The organism is Pseudomonadota bacterium, assembly GCA_022361155.1.
Taxonomy (GTDB): Bacteria; Myxococcota_A; Polyangia; order Polyangiales; family JAKSBK01; genus JAKSBK01.
This window is the reverse complement of sequence record JAKSBK010000497.1, coordinates 1-6728: the sequence shown is the minus strand read 5'-3', so window position 1 is coordinate 6728 and position 6728 is coordinate 1. Positions and strand designations below refer to the sequence as shown.

General features: G+C 66.1%; 5 protein-coding genes. All 5 read right to left on the bottom strand.

The genetic code is table 11. The features are described from left to right. Window positions 1–137: 137 nt before the first annotated feature. Window positions 138–1586, bottom strand: coding sequence for a hypothetical protein (locus MJD61_18630; protein MCG8557280.1), 1449 nt, complete (start codon window positions 1584–1586; stop codon window positions 138–140). Window positions 1587–1699: 113 nt separating this feature from the next. Beyond that, on the bottom strand, window positions 1700–2815 hold the full coding sequence (locus tag MJD61_18625; protein ID MCG8557279.1) for a histidine phosphatase family protein: 1116 nt from the start codon (window positions 2813–2815) through the stop codon (window positions 1700–1702). Then, entirely contained in the window at window positions 2799–4640 is a 1842-nt protein-coding gene (locus tag MJD61_18620; protein ID MCG8557278.1) for an ABC transporter ATP-binding protein/permease, read from the bottom strand. Before MJD61_18620 ends, MJD61_18625 begins: the two co-directional genes overlap by 17 nt. A gap of 11 nt (window positions 4641–4651) precedes the next feature. Further along, window positions 4652–5593, bottom strand: coding sequence for an aldo/keto reductase (locus tag MJD61_18615; protein MCG8557277.1), 942 nt, complete (start codon window positions 5591–5593; stop codon window positions 4652–4654). 61 nt (window positions 5594–5654) lie between these two features. After that, window positions 5655–6728, bottom strand: a 1074-nt coding sequence (locus MJD61_18610; GenBank protein MCG8557276.1) for a glycosyltransferase, incomplete at its 5' end; no start/stop codon positions are given.

Here is a 6728-nt window from a genome sequence, read left to right as displayed (position 1 = left end):
TGGGGCTCGCTGGCAAGGCGGACCGACGAAGACTGCGGTTCATTTCGATGCGGTGCAGCGCATATTCGAGGAGGTCCCAACGCCGCCAGCGGGCGCCAGGGCTGGGGCCAAACGATCAGGATTCCTGTGGCGAGGTACTAGGTTCTGTCTTGAAAGAGGGACGCTACCCCGGCGTCCGGAGGGTTGAAAGGATACCGCAGAAGCTCGGGAGCCAGTCGCTTTATCAGCTTGGCCTGCAGCTTCGATTTGAGGCGCTCGGACTCGGGCACTCCCAGCAGGAGCGCGTAGTTGCTGGCGGCATTGAGCACGGGAAAACGCTCGAGATCGGTCAGGTCGTATAGCTGCTCTTTGGAGCTCAGCCAACCCGCGTGGCGTTGCTCGAGGTAGAAGCGATCGCGCCAGTCCAGATGCGCGTGCGGGTGGTCGAGCGTCCACTGAAGCCACTCCTCTACGGCAGCGGTGGCGCTCGAGTCCACGGGCTCGCCAAAGTGCGACGCGATCGTCCACGCGCCTTGGCTTGCGTTGGACAGGACGCCCTGGAAGCGGCGCCAACCGCTGGCGGCTTCCCAACCATGGCCGCCTACCTGCACGCCCTGCAAGCCGTCGCGAGCCCCCGTGATGAACGGCAGGGCATCGCCTTCGGACACGTGACCAGCGCAATGGGATTCGACCAAGCGGCGGCGCGCGGGGTCGTTGCCGGGGTGCTTACTTGGAAGGTAGACATGCCGGTAGCCGACAAGCCGGGCCAGATGCGGGGGAAGGATTCTGTCCGCTACCGACGCGCGCTCGGCAAGGCGCGTGAACGGCCGGCAAGGCACCCCCGTGTTGGCTGCCAGCGCCAGTACGAGCCGCGAGTCGTAGCCTGCCGTGAGACCCAGCCACGGTTCGGAATCCGGCTGCTGGGCCGCGAGTCGCTGCAGCGTGATCGCGAGGCTTTCCTGCACGCGATCGAGCACCCTATCCGTACCCAGGCCAGGATCGATGGCCGGCATGAGGGCACGCGGCCGGATGACACACGGATGCAGGAGCAGTGCCTGACTGGGAAGCAGCCGGCGGACATCCGCAAAGCCCGACTCGGGCGGGGGGTACCAAGGCAGTCCCGTCCGATACGCGAGCGTACGGCGCGGGCATGGCGCTGACTCCGGAGCGCCGGAGAGCAGGCTCGCCATCAGCGCGGGGCTGCTAGATGCCCAGCAAGTGCCCCGGCGTGAGATCCCATAAAAGCACCCCAGAAGGGCGCTGGCATCCGTGTAGAGCGCGTCCTGCCCGATCAACAACCAGCGTCCAGCCCAACCCCAGGAGCGCTCGGGCACGTCGCTCGTAGCGGACGCGCGAATCGAGTCCGGGATCGGATCGCCGTCGGGCAGACTTTGCACAGCCCTACCAAGCAGCACCCATGGCCGCGCCTCGGCGTCGTGGGCCAGTAGGACCCGCAACTCGGGGCAGTGGGCGAGCCAGAGTGAAGGTCCGAGCTGGATACGCTGCCAGCTCTCGTGCGCGCGCCAGGGCTCCGGGCCCAATACGAACTGCCGGCGATGCGCCCGGAGCCTCGTTGGCCTCGGATCGGGCTGTCGAGCCTGGTCCATATGCTGAACCGAATCCACCTACCGCCCTCGCACGATCTGTCGCTGGGGCTCGCATGATCGAACGCGTCGAGCCGGAAACACATGCGATCGGCGCGCGAGCCCGCCGCGACGATTCACGCTACCCTCGCGGTGAATGGAAGGCTCGGGTGCTCGGCCGCGGCAGGACCCATAGGGCGACCCTGTGGGATGCCTAGACCTGGGTCTGCACGCAGCGAGCGGTTGACGCAAAGCAGCAAGGCACGGGCGGGCTCGGAGGGAAGCTGCACCACGTGATAGGCGTCGGGACGCAGTTCGAGCGCTTGCGCCCGCCTGAGGCCGACGACGGCGGCCAGCAAACGCGCGAGCACATCGCAGTCCGCCACCAGCAGTACCCTGCGTTTCCATTCCTCGAGTCGACCGGCGACAACATGCCACCAGCCTTCGCCTTGCGTGCCGACGGCAGATCCAGATCCGGCCGAGAGCACATCGTCGGGCAGAAAACGCTCCCCGAGCTCGCTTGCGAGCTCGGGTGTTGCAAGCAGCAGCAGACGCTGCGCGCCCTCTCGTATGCGCGGCAGCTCGCCAGGCGAGGCGGTGATGTTGAGGCGCTCGAGACGCCAGATGCCGGATACGCACGACACGCAGCTTGCAGCGCAATTCGACTGGCCCAGGGTGTGCAGATGGCTCGACGGCAAACCGAGAGCTGCGGACATCACGGCCCGATTGATACCGCCGTGTGCGATCGCGAGCAGACGCTTACCCCGATAATGCGCTTGCAAGTCCGCAAGAAAAGCTTCCGCCCGGGCACGCACGTCCAGCGCTGGAGCGAACTCGGTCCAGCCTGCGCCTTGCCTCCGGCGCATGCGCAGCTGTTGTGGCTGCAGGCGCCACGTACGGTAGCGCTCGGCCTGCTCGATCCGTACGCATTCGAACGGCCGGCCCACCCACTCCGCAAGATCGTTTTCCCGCAGCTCGTCTCGCACCTGCGCAGGCGGAATCCCCGGCAGCTGCCTGCTCAGCTCGAGGGCTGTACGTCGAGCGCGGCGAAGCGGGCTGACGAACACGTGGTCGAATTCGACCCATGCCAGAAGTCGTGCGGCCTGCCGGGCCTGTTTGCGGCCGAGCTCGGTGAGCCGGGCCGCATCGCTACAGCCCTGTACGAGCCCCTGCTCGTTGAACGTGCTCTGCCCGTGTCGCAGCAGCACTAGCATGGTGTCCTTTTCGCGGTCTTGTTCAAGCGTGTCGTGCACAGCGTGCCTCGTGGATGGGGTGGACGGAGACCTGGGATCGGAAGAGTCGGGCATAGTGTCCATTACGCGCCATGAGCTCCGCGTGCGTTCCGCGTTCCGCAATGCGGCCCGCACGCATCAACAGAATCTGGTCCGCGTCCTTGGTGCTCTCGAGATCATGGGAGACCACCAGCGCCGTCCGATCCTGCGTCAGGCGTCGCAAGGCTCCGGCAACCGCAGCCTGACCGGCCCGGTCCAAACCCACGGTGGGCTCGTCCAGCACCACGATGGGTGCATCGCGCACCGCGGCCCGCGCAATGGCCAGCCGCTGGCGCTGTCCTCCCGACAGGCTGGCACCGCGTTCCGACAGGATCGTATCGAGCCCGTGCGGCAGCTCGCGCACGAAGTCCCACGCGTCCGCGGTGCGCAGAGCCGCCTCCACCTGCTCGGCGCTTGCTCCGGGAAGTCCGTAGAGGATGTTCTCGCGCACGCTGGCCGCAAACAGCATGGGCTCCTGCAACACGACGCTGACGCTCTTGCGGTAGGACGTGAGCTCGTAGGCGCGCAGATCGCGGCCATCCACGAGCACTGCTCCAGCGTTTGGGTCGGCGGTACGCAGCAACAACGACACCAGTGTGGACTTGCCACTGCCTGAGGCCCCTACGAGCGCAACCCTCTGTCGCGGTTCCACGCACAGGCTGATATTGCTCAGCACAGGGCCGCGCCCGTCGTAAGCGTAGCTGACGTTGCGGAACTCGATGCGCCCCCCGAGGCCGCGTGCTGCCACGGCGTCCGGACGTTGCTGGACCGCTGGTTTCTGGTCGAGCACACCAAAGATACGTCGAGCGCAGGCGGCGGCCTGAGCAAAGCGAGCCACGTGCAGGGTGAGCCTGGTGGATGGCTTCTCGAGCGCGTCCCTGAGGTACGCTATGAACACCAACAGCTCGCCGGGAGTCATGGCCTGACTGAGCACGAGCTCCGATCCGCGCCACAGCACCGCAGCCAGGCACAGCGCGAACAACACGATGACGCCTCGCTGCAACATCGACGAGCGCCTTACCTCCTCGGTGCCCAGGTCCAGGTTGAGGCGGCTTTGCGCCGCAAAGGTGCTGGCAAACGATTCCTGAAGCGCCAGCGCCTGCACCGCCCGTACCGAGCTGAGGGCTTCCACGGCCATGGCCGCGAGGCGTCCCTCGGTCTCGCGATGCGTGTTCGACGTCGTGCGGATGGCCTTCGTCATGCGCCTTCCGAACAGGTAGAACGCCGGGATGAATGCCGAGGATACCAATGCGAGCTGCCAATGGATCCAGAACATCACGGCCAGCATGCCGAACATCGACACGAGGTTGTTGGTGAACTGCAAGGCGGTATTGGTCGTGGCCAGACGCAGCTTCTCGATGTCCCCCGTGAGCCGATTGGCGAGGTCGCCGGCCCCCAAACGTTCGTGCGTCGAGGGTGAAAGCCACTGCAGGTGCTCGTAGAGCTCGCCGCGCACCTCGGCCAGCACGCGTCCGGTTGCGACCGACATGGCCAGCAAGGACAAATAGCGCGTAACCGCGCGTAGCACGGCGATCGCAACCACCGCGCCGGCCACCGCGGCAATCCACGGGCCCGGGTCCGATTCGAGCGCGACCTGGAGCATGCCATCCGCGCCTCGTACCAGCACGCGATCGAAGATGAACTTGATCGGCCACGGATCGAGAATACGGAACGCGACGCTCAGGCCGAGCGCGCTCGAAGCTCCCAGCATCAGGGGCCATTCCGCGCGGATGCGGGGCCACAGGCGACGCATGATCCCGGAAGAGCTCGTTGCGTCGCCGGGAGGAACGTACGCGGTATGTTTCACGGATTCTCCGGTCACCGCCGCGTTCCAGCTACGGCCGCTCGGGCATCGGACCGAACGGAATGCCGCGGTCCTGTGCCGTCACGGTCTTCTTGGCGGGCTCGTTGCCCCACACTGCGCGGCAGCGTGGATACATCCAGCGCCGGCCTGAACCGATCCACGACCTCGGCGTTCGTCTGGACCTCATGCTCCCAGCGCATACCCGCGTGCACGACGTGCACGCGGGGGTCGCTAAGCACGAACTCGAGACAGAGCTCGTTCAACTCGGCAGCGGTCAAGCGCGCCGGCACCAGCCCGCTCATCATCTGTTGAAACGCCCCGGCCGTGAGCGGGCGCATCACACAGACGCCAAGGTCCTCGCGAGCGCACCAGTCGAGCGCGTGCCGTGCAGCCGCCTGCTCGCCGATGTGATAGAGCAGCTGGGCCACGGAAAGCTCGGAGCGTTCGATCAGCTCCCTCGCGGTGATGGCATCGAGCACCGTGAGTCCGAGATGGCGCACCCGGCCCTGTTGTCGGAGTCTGCATAGCGTGTCCAGAAGACCGCCGTGCACGATCCGCCGTAGCGCAGCAGCGGAGTAGTTGCCCCCGTGGAACTGGACGATGTCGAGGTAATCGGTGCGCAGCCTCCCCAGGGACGCCAGCACACTCCGCTCGACGTCGGCAGCCGTGGTTGACGGCCCATAGTCCACTTTCGACGCGAGCACGACTCGTTCCCTGCATCCGGCCAGAGCCTGGCCGAGGATTCGTTCGCTGAGGCCGTCACCGTAATCAGGCGAGGTGTCGAAGACGTTGATGCCGGCATCGAGCGCCGCCCGCACGGTTCGCCGAGCTGCGCGCATTCCGTCGGGGTGGAAAGGATCCCAGCCGACCGCACGGTGAGCAGTACCCAGGGAATGACAACCCATACCGAGACGCGAGAGGGCGAGCTCCGTCTTGCCGAAGCGCACGTGCTTCATGCGGGTTGCTCCACACTGCGCTTGCCGATGACACTGCGCTTGCCGATGACACTGCGCTTGCTCATGAGCTTGCGCTCCCGCGAGACAGCGCGATCCCCGGATCCATGCTACCCGCCGCCGTGGTGGCGCCCGTGCGGTTTTCTCGCCTGGAATCCGACCCGACCAAACGCCGGTAGAGGTCCACGAGCTCATCGTTGAGCTTTTCCATGTCGTACTTGCGCTCCACAGCGGCGCGCCCTTGCTCGCCATACGCCGGCCAGCGCTCCGGTGCGTCCAACAGGGTGCTTAAAGCCCGTTCGATAGCGGCGGCATCGCGCTCGGGCACGAGGTGACCCGAAACGCGGTCCTCGACGAGCTCGGGAATGCCGCCATGACGCGTCGCGACCACGGGCAGCCCCATCGCCATGGCCTCCTTGAGCGTGTTGACGGGCGCGTCCTGGTCGCCGTTGTCGGCTGTCACGCTGGGGGCTACGAAGAGGTGGCAGCGGTCGAGCACCCGGACGACTTCGCGCTGGTCGCACCAGCCATGGAACTGAACGGCGCCAGCAAGACCGAGGTCTCGGCACAGGGTTTCAAGCGACGCACGCAGCGGGCCATCGCCGAGCAGATGATAACGGACACGTCGTCCAGCTCGTATCAGCCCCGCCAACCCGCGCAGCGCGTACTCGGTGCCCTTCTTCTCCACGAGCCTGCCCGTCGTGGCGATGTGCACCACTCCGTCCTTCGGGGCAGCCCGCGGGCGAAAACAGAATCTGCGCAGGTCGATGCCCGAGCCATGCACTGCAATGCGATGAGGCGGGCAACCCAAGGCGATCGCCTTGCTGCGAAAAAAATCGCAATTCGCCAAAAAGAAATCTCCCTCTCGAAACAACTTCGCGTACACGTCCGGACCGTTTTGGGCCACGTAGCGGCTGATGTCGTGGCCGCGAAAGATGGTCACGAGCTTGCCATGCAGCAACCCGCATTGCCTCAGGCGCATCACCTCGGGTGCCAGGTTGCCGAACTGGCAATGGACCACATCGTAGTCGGGCAAGCCCAAGAGCACCGCCGCCCGATGGAAGAACTTCAACCGATCATGCTCCAGGGTCCTGGCGCTTCGAAGGTAGCCGGCCGCTAGCCGGGTGAACTCGGAGGG

Excerpts from the sequence above, each read along its gene's own strand:
- MJD61_18615 (MCG8557277.1), bottom strand. The coding sequence starts at position 5,593 with ATGAAGCACGTGCGCTTCGGCAAGACGGAGCTCGCCCTCTCGCGTCTC.
- MJD61_18630 (MCG8557280.1), bottom strand. The coding sequence starts at position 1,586 with ATGGACCAGGCTCGACAGCCCGATCCGAGGCCAACGAGGCTCCGGGCG.